Source organism: Arthrobacter sp. 2RAF22, from assembly GCF_052115325.1.
In the GTDB taxonomy this organism is placed as follows: domain Bacteria; phylum Actinomycetota; class Actinomycetes; order Actinomycetales; family Micrococcaceae; genus Arthrobacter.
Map to the genome: position 1 here is coordinate 42,497 of NZ_JBFRGL010000019.1, position 17,189 is coordinate 59,685.

Below are 17,189 nucleotides of genomic sequence, written 5' to 3' on the forward strand. Positions count from 1 at the left end.
CAGGGTGGCGTCTAGAGTCGAACCATGACTGACGCGCACGCCGGCCTGGAACATCAGGTTGCCCTTGAGGACCCCACATCCACCCTCATCGAACTGTTGTCCCTCGCCGACTTCGACGGCGCGAGGACAGCCGAGGACATCTTCCTTGGACCCTCCCAGAAACAGCCGCGCCACCGGGTATTTGGCGGGCAGGTGCTCGCCCAGTCACTCGTGGCCGGAATGCGCACGGTGGACGAGGATCGGACGGTCCATTCCATGCACGGCTATTTCCTTCGTCCGGGCGACGCCAACCAGCCGATCACTTTCAGTGTTGAGCGGCTTCGCGACGGACGCTCGTTCTCGGCCCGGCGGGTGCACGCCTACCAGGAAGGCCAACCGATCCTGTCAATGATCGCGTCCTTCCAGACCGAGGCGGAGGGCGTGGAACACCAGTCCTTGATGCCGGCCGGAATCCCGGACCCCGAAACGCTGCCGAGTACCGCCGAACTCCTGCAGAAGTACGACCACCCGCTCGCCCGCCACATGTCCTTCGAACGGCCCTTCGATGTCCGCCACATCGATCCCGCAATCTATGTCGAAGCGCCCAAAAACCGGATAGCCAGCAATGCCGTCTGGATGAAGACCTTTGGCCCGATGCCGGACGACCCCAACCTTCATTTGGCCGCCCTGGCCTACGCGAGCGACTACACCATCCTGGAATCGGTGCTTCGCAAGAACGGATTGAGCTGGATGACGCCAGGCATGAGCGTCGCTAGCCTTGACCACGCCATGTGGTGGCACCGGCCCGTCCGCGTCGACGAGTGGCTGCTTTACGTGCAGGAGTCCCCCAGCGCCCAAGGCGCCCGCGGACTTGCCACGGGCAAGATCTTCAGCCGCGATGGCCAGCATGTCGCCACGGTGGCGCAAGAGGGCATGCTCCGGATCCCGTAATCGCTGCTCAGGTAGCTGCCACAACGCGGCCGAGATTCCGTGCAGCAAAGAAGGCCGGCGCCCCGGAAGATATATCCAGTGCGCCGGCCTTCTGCGGAGCGATCCGATTTAGTCGCGGGTCAGCTTGCGGTGCGTGACACGGTGTGGCTTGGCAGCGTCCGGGCCGAGTCGCTCCACCTTGTTCTCCTCGTAGGACTCGAAGTTGCCCTCGAACCAGTACCACTTCGAGGGGTTTTCCTCGTCGCCTTCGTAGGCCAGGATGTGGGTGGCAACGCGGTCGAGGAACCACCGGTCGTGCGAGACCACGACGGCGCAGCCGGGGAACTCGAGCAGCGCGTTCTCAAGGCTGCTGAGGGTTTCGACGTCGAGGTCGTTGGTGGGCTCGTCAAGAAGCAGGAGGTTTCCGCCCTGCTTAAGGGTCAGCGCCAGGTTCAGGCGGTTACGCTCACCACCGGAGAGCACACCAGCCTTCTTCTGCTGGTCCGGCCCCTTGAAGCCGAAGGCCGCGACGTAGGCGCGGGACGGCATTTCAACATGGCCGACCTGAATGAAGTCCAGGCCGTCTGAGACGACCTCCCACAGGGTCTTGTTGGGGTCGATACCGCCACGGCTCTGGTCGGCGTAGGAGATCTTGACCGAGTCACCGATCTTGAGGTCGCCACCGTCCAGCGGTTCCAGCCCGACGATGGTCTTGAACAAGGTGGTCTTGCCCACGCCGTTAGGACCGATGACGCCGACGATGCCGTTCCTGGGCAGTGTGAACGAAAGCCCGTCGATCAGGGTCCGGTCCTCGAAGCCCTTCTGCAGGTTCTTCGCTTCCAGGACCAGGCCACCCAGACGCGGTCCCGGCGGAATCTGGATTTCCTCGAAGTCGAGTTTCCTGGTGCGGTCAGCCTCGGCTGCCATTTCCTCGTACCGGGCCAGACGGGCCTTCGACTTGGTCTGGCGACCCTTGGCGTTGGAGCGGACCCACTCAAGTTCCTCGCTGAGGCGCTTGGCTTGCTTGGCGTCCTTCTTGCCCTGGATTTCGAGGCGGGCGCGCTTCTTCTCCAAGTACGTGGAGTAGTTGCCTTCGTAGGGGTAAAGACGGCCGCGGTCCACTTCACAGATCCACTCGGCGACGTGGTCGAGGAAGTAGCGGTCGTGGGTGATGGCGAGGACGGCACCGGGGTAGGAAGAGAGGTGCTGCTCGAGCCACAGAACACTTTCGGCGTCCAAGTGGTTGGTGGGCTCGTCAAGGAGCAGGAGGTCAGGCTTCTGCAGCAGGAGCTTGCAGAGCGCCACGCGGCGGCGCTCACCACCTGACAGGACCGTCACGTCGGAGTCGCCCGGCGGGCAGCGGAGTGCGTCCATGGCCTGCTCGAGCTGGGAATCGATGTCCCACGCATCCGCAGCGTCGATGGCTTCCTGAAGGTGGCCCATTTCCTCCAGCAGGGTGTCGTAGTCTGCATCCGGGTTGGCCATTTCCTCGGAGATCGCGTTAAAGCGCTGGATCTTCGAGTAGATCTCGCCCACGCCTTCCTGGACGTTGCCCAGGACGGTCTTTTCCTCGTTCAGGGGCGGCTCCTGCAGAAGGATGCCCACGGAGTAGCCGGGGCTGAGGCGGGCTTCGCCGTTCGACGGTGTGTCGATACCAGCCATGATCTTCAGGATCGTGGATTTACCGGCTCCGTTCGGGCCAACGACACCGATCTTCGCGCCAGGGAAGAACGACATGCTGACATCGTCCAGGATTAGTTTTTCGCCAACGGCCTTGCGAGCCTTGGTCATCGTGTAAATGAATTCCGCCATGCCGTTAAATCTAATGGGTGGCAAGGCATAACTCACATTCGGCCCTGCTAGCGGGAATCCCCGACGAAGCATTTGCCGCTGGCCAACACGGGCAGGACCGACACTGAAACCTGCCCGTCCCTGATCTCACCCATGACGCAGTCCTTGTCCAGCCTGGCCGCGGCCTCGATGGCGTCGACATCCAGTCCCGTCGGCGTCTTGCTCGCGGACACCTCTAGGGCAGAGTCGGCGATGCCGGCCGAAACGAGCTGTGATCGCAGTGCGTCTTGTGCCGGTTTGGGGGTTGCCGCGGCAATGGTCTTGAGTACGGACTCCATGGTCTGCTTCAGCGCGGCAGTGCCCGCGCTGAGCGAAGTCGATGCCGAGGGGTTGCCAGCACTGGGTGTGACGGCGGGAGTGGAGCTGGCTGTAGTCGAGGGGGTAGGCGATGAAACCCCAGTGCTTCTTGACACCGTTGGTGCAGGCGCCGTGCAGCCGGACACCAGTCCGGCCAGAAGTAACGGCACCGCAAGCAGCAAACCCGGGCTTCCGGCAGCGTGGCGGCGTCCAGATGGTTTTTGCGGCTTTCCCCTGCTCATCACCCGGCTATTCTGCCATGCGGTACACCACGCGCCGCGCCGCATGGCATCCGCGGCGGCCCCTGTTTCAAGACCGGCTCCATTTCAAGGCCAGTTCCATTTCAAACCTTGGCGTCCACAAGTTCTCCCGTCTCAGTATCAACGAGAACCGACTCATCGCCTTCTCCTGCCGGAAGGATAACTTCCCGCTCGGCTGCGGCACTGCCATCCTCGTCGTCATGCGGGTCGCCTTCCGCATCTTCCTCCGCCGAAGGCCATGGGGTCTCTGGCTCCACCTCGGGGGCGGCGGGCATGGTCTGCGGGCTGTTGCTGCCGGTGGTCCGGATGAAGTTCGCCGAGCCCCACATGAGGTCGTGACCCACCGACTCGGCGACGATTTCGGCGACGTGGTAGATCTTGCCGTCGTGTTCCCATTGCCTCAGCTTCAGTTTCCCGACGACGATGACCCGCTGGCCCTTCTTGACGCTGCAGCCAATGTTTCCCGCTAGATGCCTGAACGCCTGGACGCTGAACCAATTTGTGTTGCCATCCACCCAGACATCATTGGCACGGTCGAACCTGCGCTCCGTTGAACCGAGCCGGAACGATGCCGTCCGGGTTCCGCCCGGGGTCGTCGAACTTTTGGGTTCCGTGGCAACGAATCCCCGGACAGTGATGATGTCATTCATGGTCTTGTCCTAACGTGAGTTGAGCTGCCTGTCTGGCTCTCCCAGCTTCGCGTGCCGCGAACGCCCGCGGGAGTACCAAATCCACGTATGTGGATAGCCCTGTTCTTACGCGGATTGTGGAGGACAAGTTGGACGCAGAATGGGGCGCCGCCCACAAGGACCGGCGGGGTTTTTGAAAATACGGAACCGCCATCTAAATTGGGTACGATCGCCCAGTCTCGGGCCTGCTCTTTGGGGGACAGATCGTGAAAATTACTCTGGCTAGAAGTGCGTCCTATGTGGGCGCCCTTATTTTGCTGACGCTGGTGTCGTTCTGGCGGATCCCAGCAACGGCCCAAGGCGTCGTCTGGGCGGAAGACGGCGCGGTGTTTCTCACGGACGCTTTGAACCCGACCCGGACTTTCACGCCGATCCGGCCCTACGCAGGCTATCTCCACGTCGTCCCCCGCCTCGCAGCCGAGGTGGTTGTCCGGTTCTTCGCACTTGAGGACTACGCTATTGCGCTTACTGTATTGGCTTGCGCGGCTGTGGCCGGCGTCGCCCTCATGACGTACCACTGCGCCCAAGCCTTGACCAGCAACACCTGGATCCGCGTAGCTTGGGCCGCGGTTCCCATTTTCGTGAACGTCGGCGCTTTTGAGGCTCTTGGAAACTTCGCGAACCTGCACTGGTACCTGCTCTGGCTCACTCCCTGGCTATTGATGAAACCGGCAAAGTCCAAACTCGAGGGAGGCATGCTTTTTGTCGTCGCGGCCCTCGCCTCCTTGACCGAGATCATCTCGATTGTCTTTGTTCCGCTCTTCCTTCACCGGCTGAGGGACAAAAACATGTGGGCCGCCCGCGCGGGTCTCAGCCTGGGTCTTGCCTGCCAGGTTATTGCGACGGTGACGCATCCTCGAACAAGCGGCGGCGCGAGCTACCAGCTTGACCCCTGGTCCCCGGTTTACGGGTGGTTTATCAACACCGCAGGACCCATCGTCTACGGCACCGCGTCCGGTGTCATGCAACAAATCGTGAACTTCGGAGCTGCTCCGATGATCGTGGCCTCGCTCCTCGTCCTCGCCGTCCCGGTGGCTGTCCTGATCTTGGGCTCTGCGCGGGAGAAATGGCTGGCCGCGTTCTTCATCACGGCCTCGATGGTTATTTGGGTTGCCTGCGTCGCTTCGAACCCGGCACCGTACCTGGACTACGCAACCTTCTCGGCGGCGGATTGGCCCGCCAGGTTCGTGTTTGGGAGGTACTCGGTAGTGCCTACGATGTTCGTCCTCGCCACGGTTCCGTTGCTTGCTTCCGCGTTGGCAAGGTTTGGGCGTGCTGCACCCATTGCGGCACTCATGGCTTTCTCGCTTCTCTTGGCGTCGATGTACTTCCCGCCCTCGACGTCCAGAAACAATGGTCCTGTCTGGGCCGAGCACGTCCGCACCGCGCGCAATCTCTGTGCACCCGCGTCCGATACCGACTTCTACGATATTCCGACCTCTCCTGTATTTTTCAAAGGCATAGTACGAATCCCCTGCCCGGTCCTGAAGGCCCGGCAATCCTCCTGAATTGTTGGCTAGCCAAACCCAGCGATACACTTGGGTGCGGTTCCAGCCCCAGTAGCTCAGAGGATAGAGCAGCGGCCTTCTAATCCGACGGTCGGGGGTTCGATTCCCTCCTGGGGCACTTGTGTGATGAGTCGAGACATCCTTCATGGATGAGTCGGGCCATCGGTTACACCCCGGTCTTCGGACCGGGGTGTTTTTCATTCTCTGCGTCCAACTGAGGCGGGCAGGACGTCCGGTATCTAGGCTGGTCGGATGAGAAACAATTCCGAAGCCATCATCACGGGCCCCGCAAGCTGGCCGGATGTCGAAAGGCTATTCGGCGTCCGCGGCGAGCCTTCGCGCTGTTGGTGCCGGTGGTTCGCTCTCGCCGGTCAGGATTGGAAGAACACTTCCCCCAAGGCACGGAAGGAACAGCTCAAAGCCAAATTCGACGACGGCCCCGAACCTGGCGTCCTCGCTTTCCGGGGCGGCGAAGCAGTGGGCTGGTGCGCGGTGGAGCCGCGCCAGTGCTATCCGCGCATCGAACGATCCCAAGTCCTCAAGGTCGCAGGAACGGGCGGCCTGGAAGGCGCGGAAGTTTGGTCGGTGAGCTGTTTCGTGGTTTCTCCCGGCCACCGCCGGAGCGGGGTGGCCGGCGCATTGCTGGAGGCCGCCGTCGGGCATGCCTTCGCACATGGCGCCGACATCGTGGAAGGCTACCCCGTTGATCCGTCGCTTCGGCCCAAGGCCGGTCCGGCCGATCTCTACCAGGGAACTGTGAAGTTGTTTGGGGCGGCCGGCTTCTCCACGGTTTCCACGGCGGTGCCCGGAAGGGCGGTCATGCGCCTGCGGCGCTGACTTCCCGGTCCCGTATGCCGAAACTACCCAGCTAGGGCAACGTCAAGACAAGCGGTCCATCCGCGGTGATCGCCACGGTATGTTCGCTGTGCGCAGCACGGCGGCCGTTGGCCGAGCGCAAGGTCCACTGATCGTCGTCGTGGTAGTAGTCGTCGCTGCCGCCCAGGATCAACATCGGCTCGATGGCGATCACCAAGCCGTCCACGAGCTTCACGCCGCGGCCGGGCCGCCCCATGTTCGGCACGCTCGGCTCGGCGTGCATGGTCCGGCCAATGCCGTGCCCGCCGTGATCGGCGAGGATCCCGTAGCCGCTGCGCTTGGCTTCTCCGCCAATGGCGTACGCAAGGTCGCCCATCTTGTTTCCAATCCGGGCAGCGTCGATACCGCGGGCGAGGGCGGCGTCGGTGGCATCGATCAATTCCTGGTCCACCGGATCCGAGGTGCCCACAATGAAACTGACTGCCGCGTCCCCGCACCAGCCCTCCACGAAGGCCCCGCAATCGACGCTCAACAGATCGCCATCCTGCAACACATACCCGTCCGGGATGCCGTGCACCACGGCGTCGTTGACGCTCGTGCAGATGACCCCTGAAAAGGGCGTGGACGCCCACCGCGGGCGGTAGTTCAGGAACGCCGGCTTAGCTCCGGCGGCCTCCATGAAAGCGGCTGCAACCTCGTCCAGTTCCTTGAGCGACACGCCAACCCCGGCGTGCGAACGAACCGCCGAAAGCGTGTTGGCAACCACCCTTCCGGCTTCGCGCATGAGCGCAATCTCTTCTGGCGTCTTCACCATGGACATCAAAGGCCTCCAAGCATCAAGAAGAGGGGGCCGGACCGGCCACCGGACAAACCCTTCCACCCACTCTATGGGCACCATCAGCCCGGTCAACAGGGTTGCGCGTCCGCGCCGGCCCACGGGTGTCCTAAAGTCGCCGTATGGAACACCGAAGAATCGCCATCATCCGTGAACGCCTGCAGGCAGAGGCAGACCCGGACCGCGCGAAGGCGGCACAGGCCTACATGAAATCGTCCATGCCTGTCCTCGGTGTCAGGGTCCCCGTAGTCCGTCGCATTGTCCTCGCGACCGCGAAGGAAATCCCTTTCGGGTCCCCTTCCGAACTTCGTGACGATGTCCGGCTGCTGTGGCGGGAAGCCACATGGCGGGAAGAACGCTACGCGGCCATCGATCTGACCTCGCTCAAGTCCGTGGCCAAGGATCTGGAGATGCTGCCGCTGTACGAAGAAATCATCCGGACCGGCGCATGGTGGGACTTCGTTGACGGTGTCTCCGACCGTATTTGCGCCCTTCTGCAACACCACCGAAGCACGCTGACCCCGCTCTTGCGGACATGGGCAAGCGACGAGGACTTCTGGATCCGTCGGGCGGCCATCACCTCCCAGCTCAAGGCAAAGTCGGCCACTGACCAAGAACTTCTGGCCGCGGCACTTGACGCCAACCTTGCCGACAAGGAGTTCTTCATCAGGAAGGCAATCGGCTGGACCCTGCGGGAGTACGCCAAGACCGATCCTCAATGGGTGCGGAGCTACGTTGAAAGCCGGAGGACCAGGCTCAGCCCGCTATCCCTGCGTGAAGCCATGAAACACCTCGGCTGAATCCGGTTCAGGACTTCGGCTTGAGCTTCAAAATCCCGCGACGCGGGCGGAACAGCACGTGGGTCTTCTTGTCAAAGAACACCAAGTAGGCGATGAAAGAAACCGCAATGGCAATGGCCACTCCGCGTACCACCTCGATGGGGATCCACTGGAAGACACTCAATTGGTCTGTCAGGGCAATAAGGGTGAAGAACGCCGTCAAATAGAAGACCGTCCGGAGCTGGGCGCCGTCCGCGACTCCCGTCACGGTGAAGAACACCAGCAGCCACACCATGTACCAAGGCTGAATCACAGGCGCCAGGACGACGACAGCGGCGAATGCCCAGGCCATCCGGCGAAGCACAGTCTTGTTGAACTCGGGTTCGTCGTCGAGCGGCGCGGGCATGCCGATTCCGCGGCCGGGGGTCCGAACGGCGAGCCAGACGATGGCAAGCGCCGAGACCGCCGTTCCGGCAGTCTGGATAACATCCGTCACCGGAACGCCTGGACCGCCGAAAAGTCCGACGACGAATCCCACCGTGTGTGCCAGCAAACCCACCGGCGCGTACCAGATCCAGACGGCGCCCGGAGTCTGCAGGGCGCCAAGCCAGCCAAAGCCCAGGCCATTCACCAGTCCTGCGGCGGCCAGCAAGCCTAAGGACAAACCCAAGGTGGCCGTCCAACAGAGCATTCTGCGGCCCCAACCGGCACGGGCACCGGCCCACAGCAGCCCCGCAAAAGGCAAGGCAATCAAGGTAATCGGCTTGATGGCGATCGAGGCCGTGATCAGCACGATTCCCAACACAGGCCGTCTTACCGAGGCGAAGTACAGTCCGGCAACAACCAGTCCCAGCATCAAGGAGTCATTGTGCGCGCTGGCGATGAAGTTGATCAGGAGGACCGGGTTGAGGACGCCAAGCCAGAGCGCACGGTCCGGGTTCACGCCGTGGAGCGCGGCCAGACGGGGAACGTAGACAGCGAGCAGGATGACACCGGCTAGGGCAGACAGGCGGAAGGGAATCAAAGCAAGCTCGGGGACGCTGGCGCTCACCCACACGGCACCTTGTTCGATCCAGAGCCATAGCGGACCGTAAGGCGTAGGTGCTTCCGTCCATAATTTGTCGGGCCCGAGTGAAAAGTAGTTGCTCAGGGCCGAGATGCCGTTGGTGTATGGGTTCAGGCCCTGCTCCATGAGCCGGCCTTGGCCGATGTAGGCATAAGCGTCCCTGCTGAACAACGGCAAACTGAACATCATCGGGAGTGCCCACATCCACAGTGCTCGCCGCAGCACCGGACGCGAGGACGGGTTCCATCCGCCGATCCGCTGGGCAATGCGCAGCCAAGAGCGTAGGAGCAGGAGTGCACCGAGGCAGAGCATCACGGTGCAAAGGATCACGCCAACCGGAGATGTCCTGGCCATGATGAAAATAGGAGTACGGATCAAGGCGCTGCTGCTGGCCAGCCAGCCGACGCCGATCGAGCCTGCCACCATGAGCAACGACCCGACGAACCCTTGGAGGATCGCCGTCCTCGCCGCTTTGGCTATCACGGTGCCGTGTACCGGGGCGTTGGAATCGCCAAGCGCCTCTGGATGAGCCAACGAACTCCCCACCTCACGCTCACGAAACTTCGACGTCACCATCAAACAAAATCCTGTCCGGTTCCCTGCCGCATCCAGGCCAAAGTGGCACTTCCGGATGCCATGGATTATTGCAACTGTAGCATCGCCACCCTTGGCTTCCCGGGGCCAACCGGACCATCGGTCGGCCTGCGAAAGTGGCCTGAGATAGAATGGATGGGGCTCTGGCGGCTCCGGGCCGCTGCGCCTTACGGCACCCTGTGACGATTACTACCTGACAAGGATCCTCCCATTTCCACGGACTCATTCTTCAGCGCGCTCACACGGTTCCGTCATCGGGTTCTTCCCCCTTCGCTGGAGGTAAGGCTCAATTCCCCCAAAGGCCTGCTTGTAGGCTTCTGCGTCGTGCACTTGGTCTTCCTGGTGTTCGCGCTGATCCTTTCCCTGCGCGGCGAGGCCTTTAGCGACACTTTCATCTACCGGGACTGGACCTCCGCCGGGTTCCGGGATGAGAACCTCAGCGGCGGCCCCAGCCCGTGGGTCTACCCCGTTCTCGCCTTGGTGCCTATGGCGATCGCAGGCTTGGCCGGACCCGGTCCGTTCTTCTTTCTCTGGGTGCTCATGATCACCGTGCTCAACGGCGTCGCTCTAGCCAAGCTCACCGGACGGGGCCGCCGTCACGAGGCCATCCCGGCGGGATGGTGGTGGCTGGTCTTCGTCTTCATCATGGGTTGGCTTGGATTCGCCCGGGTGGACGGATTGACTGCCCCGATCGTGCTGATCGCCTTGGCATACGGCGTATCACACCCTTTCATTGCCTCGACCCTCCTGAGCATTGCCACGTGGATGAAGGTTTGGCCGGCCGCCGTCATGCTTTCGTTGTTCACCGTGGTCAAGCAGCGAACCAAAGTGGTCGCTGCCGGAATTCTGACCAGCGTTTTCGTCATCGCCCTCACGGCGGCAGTGGGTCAACTGCCGCGGCTCCTCAACTTCCTGACCCAGCAAGGCGATCGTGGCATGCAATTGGAAGCCACCTTCACCACTCCTTGGTTGTGGCTGTCAGTCCTCCACGTGGGTGACTCGAGGATGTACATGAACACGGACATCAACTCGATGCAAGTGGATGGCCCCGGCACCGCCTTCATGTCCTTCCTCATGCAGCCGCTTCTCGCCCTGGCCGCGATCCTGGTGGCGGCCCTGACCTTCTGGGCACTCCACAACGGCAAGCGAACCGGCGGGGCGGACCGCACCGAACTGTTGTTGGCTGGATCCCTGACGATGGCCACGGCTTTCGTCGTGTTCAATAAGGTCGGGTCACCCCAGTTCATGGTGTGGCTCGCGCCTGCAGTCGCGGTCGGGCTTGCCCACAGCTGGAAAGAATGGCGGGTTCCCGCGGCGATGCTCATCGCCATCGGTGTGGCCACATACTTTATCTATCCCCTCTTCTACGACGCGCTCAGCCACAACAACCCCTTCATGGCGCTGGTTTTGACGGTGCGAAATGTCCTGCTGGTGGTCCTGTTCTGCTGGTCCGTTCGCCGCCTGTACCTTTTGGGCAAGAAGATCCCGGCCAACGAACCGGCCGCCGCTGCCAAGGAGTCCTGAGATTTCCGTTCGATTATTCGACGGGCTGGCCCGCGTGCGCGACGCCGCCCTGCCGCCTGCCGCCGTCGCCTGGTTCGGCCGTCCATCCAGCGTATGGTGGGGTTTCGCCGCGATCCACGTGTATTTCCTCGGCTGGATGGCAAGCTTCTTCCTGGCCGGAAACACGTTCAGCGATACTGAGCAGTACCGCCAATGGGCGATGGCCGGCTACAACCCCGCGGATCTCCACGGAGCGATCAGCCCTTGGGTTTACCCGGTGCTTGCCCAGATTCCGATCTTCCTGGCCAACATCGCGGGCCCGGGTCCTTACCTGCTGGTGTGGACGTTGATCATCACTGCGCTCAATGCCGCCGGCTTGTTCATCCTGACCCGCGGCCCGCGCAGGACAACGGGAATTGCCCCTGCTTGGTGGTGGCTGTTCTTCACCGCCTTCATGGGCTATCTCAGCTTCGCCCGGGTGGAGGGCATCACGGCACCCATCGTGTTGGTCGCCCTGCTGTATGCGGCCACGCGACCTGTGGCAGCCGGGATCCTCCTCAGCATCGCCACGTGGATCAAAGTCTGGCCAGCCGCCGTTCTGGTGCCCATCGTCATCGCAAGCCACCGCAGGCTGCGGATCATCGCCTGCGGCGCCGCCGTCACTGCCGCCGTCGCACTGGGCACCTACCTTTCGGGCGGCCTGCCGCATATCCTCGACTTCTTGACCAACCAGGGCGAACGCGGCATGCAACTGGAAGCCACGTTCTCAACCCCCTGGGTCTGGTTGAGCGTGCTCAATATCGGCGGTTCCAAAATCGCCGACAACGTCGCCATCAATTCCACGGAGGTGTATGGGCCGGGAGCCAACGTGGCAGCGTTCCTGATGCAGCCGCTCTTGGTGCTTGCCGCCGTCGCGGGCTCTGCCCTTTTGCTTTGGGCGCTTCGGCGGGGTGCCGAGCCGGAAGAGTTGTTTCTCGAGGGCGCCCTCATGATGACCACCGCGTTCATCGTGTTCAACAAGGTGGGTTCGCCGCAATTCATCATCTGGCTTGCGCCGGTGGTTGTAGCCGGGCTGACCCACGATTGGAACCGTTGGAGGGTTCCTGCCGCCCTCCTGATGGGGATCGCCATGACGACTTTCGTCATCTACCCGCTGTTCTACACGCCGCTGATCCATGCCAACCCCGTGATGGCGGCAGTGCTCACCACACGGAATGTGCTTTTGGTGGTCCTGCTCTGGTGGTCCGTGCAGCGGACCGTGGAGCTGGGCCGCAAGTCCGGCGCACGAAGCGCTATTCGGAGCGCCTGAGCCGCTGTTCAAGCCTGCGAAGCAGTTGCGTTGGGCTGGAGCGGATCAAGAGTCGGCGTGTGTGAACGTCCAACACCATCAGGTAGACGGTGAATCCCACGGCCACCAGGAAGGCCAGGGAGGACACTTTGACGTTCAATTCCACGAAAGACAACACCGAAATCTGGTCCTGCGCGCCAAAGGCAACGAAAAACGTGACGGCGACATAGAGGGACTTGATCTGCCAGTCGTCCCTGATGCCCGTGACCGCGAGCAGCGGGATGAACCACAGGACGTACCACGGCTGGATAATCGGCGAAAGCATGACGACGGCGGCAAACGCGAGGGCGGCGCGCCGCACCAGCCGTGAATAGTCGCCGCGGAACATCAGAACAACCACCAACCCGATTCCGGCCCACTTCATGAGGGTCCGGAGCCCGGTGGCCACGGTGGAGCCCGGCAAGCCCAGGAGATTGGCGATCACCTCGACCTGCTGGCCGAGGAAGCCCGAAGGCGAATATCCCGTATAGCCCGGTGTGGGATCGAGGATGGCCCAGACCCATCCAAAGCCAAGGTTGTAAGGAATTCCGCTCACTGCCAGGACGGCGAAGCTGATACCCGCCGTCGCGCCCCAGAACAGGAACTTGCGGGCCCAACTCGCGGCAGGACCAGCCCACATGAGGCCTATGAAAGGCAAGAGGAGAACGGTGATCGGCTTGATGCCGATGGAAGCGGTCACCAGCAGAAGCCCGGTGATATGGCGACCGGTGGCTGCAAAGTACATTCCGGCCACCGCCAGGCCCACCATGAGGGCATCGTTGTGGGCACTGGCGACGAAGCTGATGAGAAAGAGCGGGTTGGCCACGGCGATCCACAACGCACGGCCGGGGTTGATCCCGTGGAGTTCGGCGAGCCTGGGAACATACGCCACACAGAGCACCACCCCCACGGTCGCAAGCACCCGAAAGAGCAGAACGGAAAAGTCGGGCTGGGCGTCGGTGATGCCCACAACCCATCTGGCAAGCCACAGGAAGTAGGGTCCGTACGGCGTCTTGGCTTCAGCCCAGGCAGGATCGGCGCCCAGGGAAAACCAGTTGCTGAGCGTGGAAATGCCGGCCGTGTAAGGGTTCTGGCCTTCCAGCACCAGCCTGCCCTGGCCGGTGTAGGCGTATACGTCGCGCGAATAGATGGGCACGGCAAACATGAGGGGAGCCGCCCACGCCGCAACGGCGACAACCACGGACCTGAGCGAGCCCGGCCCCCAGTCCTTGAGCCTTTGCCCGAGCCTCAACCATGACCTGACCAAAAGCATGGCCCCCGCCGTCAGCAGGATCGTGGAGGTCGTCACGCCCCAACCTTCGGTGCGCAGGGCGATGACAAGGGGGTGCCTGAACATGGGCGAGCCGTTGGCGATCCAGCCGGCTCCGATTGAGCCGACGAAGATCATCAGGGATCCAAAAAAACCTTGCCAGACAGCCACGTAGGCCTTGATCTGTCCGGGGCTGCCGGCTCCGATGTGCGCGGCATCCGGGGAGTAGAGCCCGGCGGCGGCCTTCTCTGACGGCACCGCAGGTTCCTTTGCCTCATCCCGGCTATTTGAGGTGCCCACGCCCGTTCCGCCTGCCGTCATGATATTCCAGTCCCTACGTACATTGGTCCAGCTCATCGATGCAGGCAACAACCGCTCGACAACGGCCCAGTTTACCAGCCGCGGTACGCCGCAGGGGCGGAATGGAGCGCCCCGCCACCCTTCCCATGCGCCTGAACTGTAGGCTGGTCGGGTGCCTATTACTAATGAACGCATCGTCTGGATCGACTGTGAGATGACCGGTCTCGACCTGGTCAACGACGCCCTGATCGAGGTTGCGGCCTTGGTCACCGATTCGGAGCTGAACATCCTGGGTGACGGCGTCGACGTCGTCATCAAACCCGAAGACGCCGCACTTGAACAGATGAACGACTTCGTCCGCGACATGCACACCCGCTCGAAACTCCTGGATGAACTCCCGCACGGCAAGACCATGGCCGAAGCCGAAGCGATCGTCCTGGAGTACATCGAGAAGTGGGTACCGGATCCGAAGAAGGCCCCGCTGGGTGGCAACTCAGTCGGAACCGACCGGATGTTCCTCGCACGGGACATGCCCAACATCGTTGAACACCTCCACTACCGGGTCATCGATGTGAGCACCATCAAGGAACTCTCGCGCCGATGGTTCCCCCGCGCCTATTTCCAGTCCCCCGCTAAACACGGCGGCCACCGCGCGCTTGGCGACATCAGGGACTCCATCGACGAACTGCGCTATTACCGGGAGGCGGTGTTCGTCCCGGCTCCGGGTCCCGATACGGCCACAGCGCAGAAGATTTCCAAGCAGATCGCAGCCGGCCCGGAGACTCCGGAGGACACGTGATCTGAGGCACCTTTTCGGGAAATTTCAGCCAAACGGTCAAAAGTGGCAAAACCACCCCTCAAGACGGGGTATAGTTTTTGTCGTTGCCTTCGCAGCTAACGGGTCATTCCGAAAGCGCAAAAGGCTCATGGTGGGCGTAGCTCAGTTGGCAGAGCGCCTGGTTGTGGTCCAGGAGGTCGCGGGTTCAACCCCCGTCGCTCACCCTCATGAGGTCGGTAGCAGTTTATCGATCGCAGCCAAAGGCCGTACTGGTTATCCAGTGCGGCCTTTGCTTTGTTTCGGCCGATTCCGGCCATTCCAGACCCGAGAACCAGAGGAACACCTGACATGACCGTCCTGCCAGTCACCATCTGGGGCGAACCCGTGCTTCACCGCCGGGCGAGCGAGGTGGAAGTGTTCGACGACGAGCTGCGCACCTTGATTGCCGACATGTTCGAAACGAACGAGGCGGCCAACGGCGTCGGTCTGGCGGCACCCCAGGTGGGGGTGGGCAAGCGCATCTTCATCTTCAAATACGCAAACGACGACGACGCTCCGGACGAAGGCGTCCTGGTGAACCCGGTCCTCACCCTCTCCAAGATCCCTGGCGCCCTTCCCGATCCCGAGGAAGACGTCGAAGGCTGTTTGTCCTTCCCAGGGGAGCACTACCCCCTGCAGAGGGCCGATTGGGCCCGCGTCCAGGGCTTCGACGGCCACGGCCAACCGCTGGATTTCGTCGCGACCGGTTGGTTCGCGAGGGTCATGCAGCACGAATTCGACCACCTCGACGGCAAGCTCTATGTGAACCGCCTGGTTGACCGATACGCCAAGAAGGCGATGAAGCAGGCCAAGAAGAACGGCTGGGGAGTGCCCGGGCTGAGCTGGATGCCAGGTGTCGACCCGGACCCCTTCGGTCACTGAGCGATGACGGGCGTCGCGCAGGACGAATTGTTCACGCTTCTCGACATCCAGGGCGAGGACGCTCTTGAGTGTGCCTCGCTGCTGGCGTCACCTCCTGGAGACGGCACCCGACGGGCCCTTGCCAGCCTTGACGCCCGTCTGGGCGTCTTTCCGAGCACGTCCGCCTCCGCCGATGGCTGCACGGAAACGGACTGGATCGAGGCGTTCCTGCGCTTTGCGCCTGTAGTCCACGGCCATCATCTTTCCCTTGGCATTCCGCCGGAATCGTCCGCCGCGATCCTGGCCGATGTGGGACTGAACCTTCGAATCAACCGAAGGGTCCATGGTCGCTTCGGCTTGGACACGTGGGCATGGCTGACCCTCCACATGGCCGGAAACATCTTCCGTATCGGCCGCCTGCAATTCCACCTTGTCCGCAGCGACGAGGAGGGCTCCGCCGCCGCAAGTGACTCCTGGGTGCTGGGTGTGCACATCCCCGAGGATGGCGGCCTGTCCCCTGCCCTCGTGGACACGAGCTTCAGCCAGGCCAGGGAGTTCTTCGACCGTTACTTCCCGGACAAAGCGGTCTCCGTGGCGAGCTGCGACTCCTGGATGCTGGACCCCTACCTGGCCCGGAAACTACCGCACAGCAACATCGCCGCTTTTGCCCGCCGATTCACCCTGGACCGCTGCTCAGACGCTCCGGGCGACGCTGTCTATTTCACTTTCCGGCAGCGCGGCATGGAAAACCTCGATCGGCTCCCCCGCGAGACCTCGCTTCAGCGGGTGGTGCTGGAGAGGATCGACGACGGCGGGGTCTGGCAACTTGGACACGGCCACCTGGTGCTTCCCGCAGCACGGAGCACCCCGGCCTGAAGCGGCCACCTCGCGGCCTCAGTTGGCTACGTCGCCCTGATGGTCCGCTGGCCGGGGCACGAGTCCAGGACGCGCTTCATGGCGTCCTTCTCCGCCTGGGTGACCCAGAGCCGGTAGGCGGCTTTGACGGAAACCTGCCGGGCTACGTAATGGCAGCGAAAGCCCTTGTTGGCAGGGAGCCAGCTTGCGGCGTCGCTCGCGCCTTTCTTGACGTTGGCGGGCCCGTCGACGGCAATCAGGTTGAGGGGGTCATTGGCGAGGCTTTGGCGCTGTTTGGCGGGGAGCTGCTGGGCCCCCTTCTGCCAGGCGTCCCCGAGAGCCACCACATGGTCGATCTGTACGGCTGAGCTGGTTTCGGAGCCCCTGCGGAAATGGATGTCTTCGCCGATGTACGGCTCACGCAGTTCCCCGGACGCGATCCTGCATTTCGAGCCTGCCGTGAACTCCGCTGCCGTAAGATCCCGCCTCAGGATGTCGTTCCTGGTTATCTACACTCCTGGAAGGTGAGGAGGCACTGTTGGGACGAAAGGACGACACGCCGTAGCTCTTCGTTATCCCACACTCCTAAGGGACGGTAAGCAACGATCCCTTTCATGGCATGGATTGTAGAGGTGGCGTTGCTTCAGGATGG

Annotated in this window: 15 protein-coding genes, 2 tRNA genes and 1 pseudogene; 11 read left to right on the forward strand and 7 right to left on the reverse strand. The window is 62.5% G+C overall.

From position 1 onward, the window contains the following. Positions 1-24 precede the first annotated feature (24 nt). Positions 25-930, forward strand: a complete 906-nt coding sequence (locus tag AB4068_RS14200; protein WP_441433702.1) for an acyl-CoA thioesterase — start codon at positions 25-27, stop codon at positions 928-930. Positions 931-1,038: 108 nt separating this feature from the next. Here the strand turns inward: AB4068_RS14200 and ettA are convergent, their stop codons facing one another. From ettA to AB4068_RS14215, 3 genes are all read right to left on the reverse strand, one after another. Beyond that, positions 1,039-2,721 carry an energy-dependent translational throttle protein EttA gene (ettA, locus tag AB4068_RS14205; protein ID WP_306959392.1) on the reverse strand — a complete coding sequence of 561 codons (1,683 nt, stop codon included), beginning with the start codon at positions 2,719-2,721 and terminating at the stop codon, positions 1,039-1,041. 47 nt (positions 2,722-2,768) lie between these two features. Beyond that, a complete protein-coding gene (locus AB4068_RS14210) occupies positions 2,769-3,038 on the reverse strand; it encodes a DUF6993 domain-containing protein (RefSeq protein ID WP_441433703.1) in 270 nt (89 codons plus the stop codon). 362 nt (positions 3,039-3,400) lie between these two features. After that, entirely contained in the window at positions 3,401-3,967 is a 567-nt protein-coding gene (locus AB4068_RS14215) for a single-stranded DNA-binding protein (protein ID WP_332603588.1), read from the reverse strand. 278 nt (positions 3,968-4,245) lie between these two features. On the opposite strand from AB4068_RS14215, the gene AB4068_RS14220 reads away from it, so the two are divergent. From AB4068_RS14220 to AB4068_RS14230, 3 genes are all read left to right on the forward strand, one after another. Continuing rightward, positions 4,246-5,514: a hypothetical protein gene (locus AB4068_RS14220; protein ID WP_284991190.1), complete on the forward strand. Its 1,269-nt coding sequence runs from the start codon at positions 4,246-4,248 to the stop codon at positions 5,512-5,514. Between the two features lie 45 nt (positions 5,515-5,559). Then, positions 5,560-5,632: transfer RNA gene (locus AB4068_RS14225), tRNA-Arg, on the forward strand. 134 nt (positions 5,633-5,766) lie between these two features. Then, positions 5,767-6,351, forward strand: a complete 585-nt coding sequence (locus tag AB4068_RS14230) for a GNAT family N-acetyltransferase (RefSeq protein ID WP_441433704.1) — start codon at positions 5,767-5,769, stop codon at positions 6,349-6,351. A 31-nt stretch (positions 6,352-6,382) separates the two neighbouring features. On the opposite strand, the gene map is transcribed toward AB4068_RS14230, so the two are convergent. Then, the gene (map, locus tag AB4068_RS14235) at positions 6,383-7,150 is read right to left on the reverse strand and encodes a type I methionyl aminopeptidase (RefSeq protein ID WP_306959387.1); all 768 of its coding nucleotides are present in this window, start codon (positions 7,148-7,150) and stop codon (positions 6,383-6,385) included. 137 nt (positions 7,151-7,287) lie between these two features. On the opposite strand from map, the gene AB4068_RS14240 reads away from it, so the two are divergent. After that, positions 7,288-7,965 (forward strand): DNA alkylation repair protein, encoded by a 678-nt coding sequence (locus AB4068_RS14240; protein ID WP_441433705.1) that lies wholly within the window; start codon positions 7,288-7,290, stop codon positions 7,963-7,965. Between the two features lie 7 nt (positions 7,966-7,972). Here the strand turns inward: AB4068_RS14240 and mptB (AB4068_RS14245) are convergent, their stop codons facing one another. Further along, positions 7,973-9,544, reverse strand: coding sequence for a polyprenol phosphomannose-dependent alpha 1,6 mannosyltransferase MptB (gene mptB / locus AB4068_RS14245; RefSeq protein WP_441433706.1), 1,572 nt, complete (start codon positions 9,542-9,544; stop codon positions 7,973-7,975). Between the two features lie 270 nt (positions 9,545-9,814). On the opposite strand from mptB (AB4068_RS14245), the gene AB4068_RS14250 reads away from it, so the two are divergent. Further along, on the forward strand, positions 9,815-11,128 hold the full coding sequence (locus tag AB4068_RS14250; protein WP_284991225.1) for a glycosyltransferase family 87 protein: 1,314 nt from the start codon (positions 9,815-9,817) through the stop codon (positions 11,126-11,128). A gap of 34 nt (positions 11,129-11,162) precedes the next feature. Then, positions 11,163-12,416: a glycosyltransferase 87 family protein gene (locus AB4068_RS14255; protein ID WP_441433707.1), complete on the forward strand. Its 1,254-nt coding sequence runs from the start codon at positions 11,163-11,165 to the stop codon at positions 12,414-12,416. On the opposite strand, the gene mptB (AB4068_RS14260) is transcribed toward AB4068_RS14255, so the two are convergent. Next, the gene (mptB, locus tag AB4068_RS14260; RefSeq protein WP_441433711.1) at positions 12,400-14,025 is read right to left on the reverse strand and encodes a polyprenol phosphomannose-dependent alpha 1,6 mannosyltransferase MptB; all 1,626 of its coding nucleotides are present in this window, start codon (positions 14,023-14,025) and stop codon (positions 12,400-12,402) included. The two genes, AB4068_RS14255 and mptB (AB4068_RS14260), sit on opposite strands and share 17 nt — an antisense overlap. 151 nt (positions 14,026-14,176) lie before the next feature. On the opposite strand from mptB (AB4068_RS14260), the gene orn reads away from it, so the two are divergent. The 4 genes from orn (at position 14,177) to AB4068_RS14280 (ending at position 16,558) form a co-directional block, all read left to right on the forward strand. Then, positions 14,177-14,803 carry an oligoribonuclease gene (gene orn / locus AB4068_RS14265; protein WP_084784354.1) on the forward strand — a complete coding sequence of 209 codons (627 nt, stop codon included), beginning with the start codon at positions 14,177-14,179 and terminating at the stop codon, positions 14,801-14,803. Between the two features lie 130 nt (positions 14,804-14,933). After that, positions 14,934-15,006 (forward strand) — tRNA-His (locus tag AB4068_RS14270). A 124-nt stretch (positions 15,007-15,130) separates the two neighbouring features. Then, complete coding sequence (def, locus tag AB4068_RS14275; RefSeq protein ID WP_441433708.1) at positions 15,131-15,703, forward strand: peptide deformylase; 573 nt, start codon at positions 15,131-15,133, stop codon at positions 15,701-15,703. A gap of 3 nt (positions 15,704-15,706) precedes the next feature. Continuing rightward, positions 15,707-16,558 carry an acyltransferase domain-containing protein gene (locus tag AB4068_RS14280; RefSeq protein WP_306959376.1) on the forward strand — a complete coding sequence of 284 codons (852 nt, stop codon included), beginning with the start codon at positions 15,707-15,709 and terminating at the stop codon, positions 16,556-16,558. 26 nt (positions 16,559-16,584) lie between these two features. On the opposite strand, the pseudogene AB4068_RS14285 reads toward AB4068_RS14280, so the two are convergent. Continuing rightward, positions 16,585-17,043: pseudogene (locus AB4068_RS14285) on the reverse strand (HNH endonuclease family protein); the annotation flags it as partial. Between the last annotated feature and the right edge of the window lie 146 nt (positions 17,044-17,189).

Coding starts and splice junctions, on each gene's coding strand:
- AB4068_RS14230 (WP_441433704.1), top strand. CDS start 5,767: ATGAGAAACAATTCCGAAGCCATCATCACGGGCCCCGCAAGCTGGCCG.
- AB4068_RS14215 (WP_332603588.1), bottom strand. CDS start 3,967: ATGAATGACATCATCACTGTCCGGGGATTCGTTGCCACGGAACCCAAA.
- AB4068_RS14240 (WP_441433705.1), top strand. CDS start 7,288: ATGGAACACCGAAGAATCGCCATCATCCGTGAACGCCTGCAGGCAGAG.
- AB4068_RS14200 (WP_441433702.1), top strand. CDS start 25: ATGACTGACGCGCACGCCGGCCTGGAACATCAGGTTGCCCTTGAGGAC.
- mptB (WP_441433711.1), bottom strand. CDS start 14,025: ATGACGGCAGGCGGAACGGGCGTGGGCACCTCAAATAGCCGGGATGAG.
- map (WP_306959387.1), bottom strand. CDS start 7,150: ATGTCCATGGTGAAGACGCCAGAAGAGATTGCGCTCATGCGCGAAGCC.
- AB4068_RS14210 (WP_441433703.1), bottom strand. CDS start 3,038: ATGGAGTCCGTACTCAAGACCATTGCCGCGGCAACCCCCAAACCGGCA.
- ettA (WP_306959392.1), bottom strand. CDS start 2,721: ATGGCGGAATTCATTTACACGATGACCAAGGCTCGCAAGGCCGTTGGC.
- AB4068_RS14280 (WP_306959376.1), top strand. CDS start 15,707: ATGACGGGCGTCGCGCAGGACGAATTGTTCACGCTTCTCGACATCCAG.
- def (WP_441433708.1), top strand. CDS start 15,131: ATGACCGTCCTGCCAGTCACCATCTGGGGCGAACCCGTGCTTCACCGC.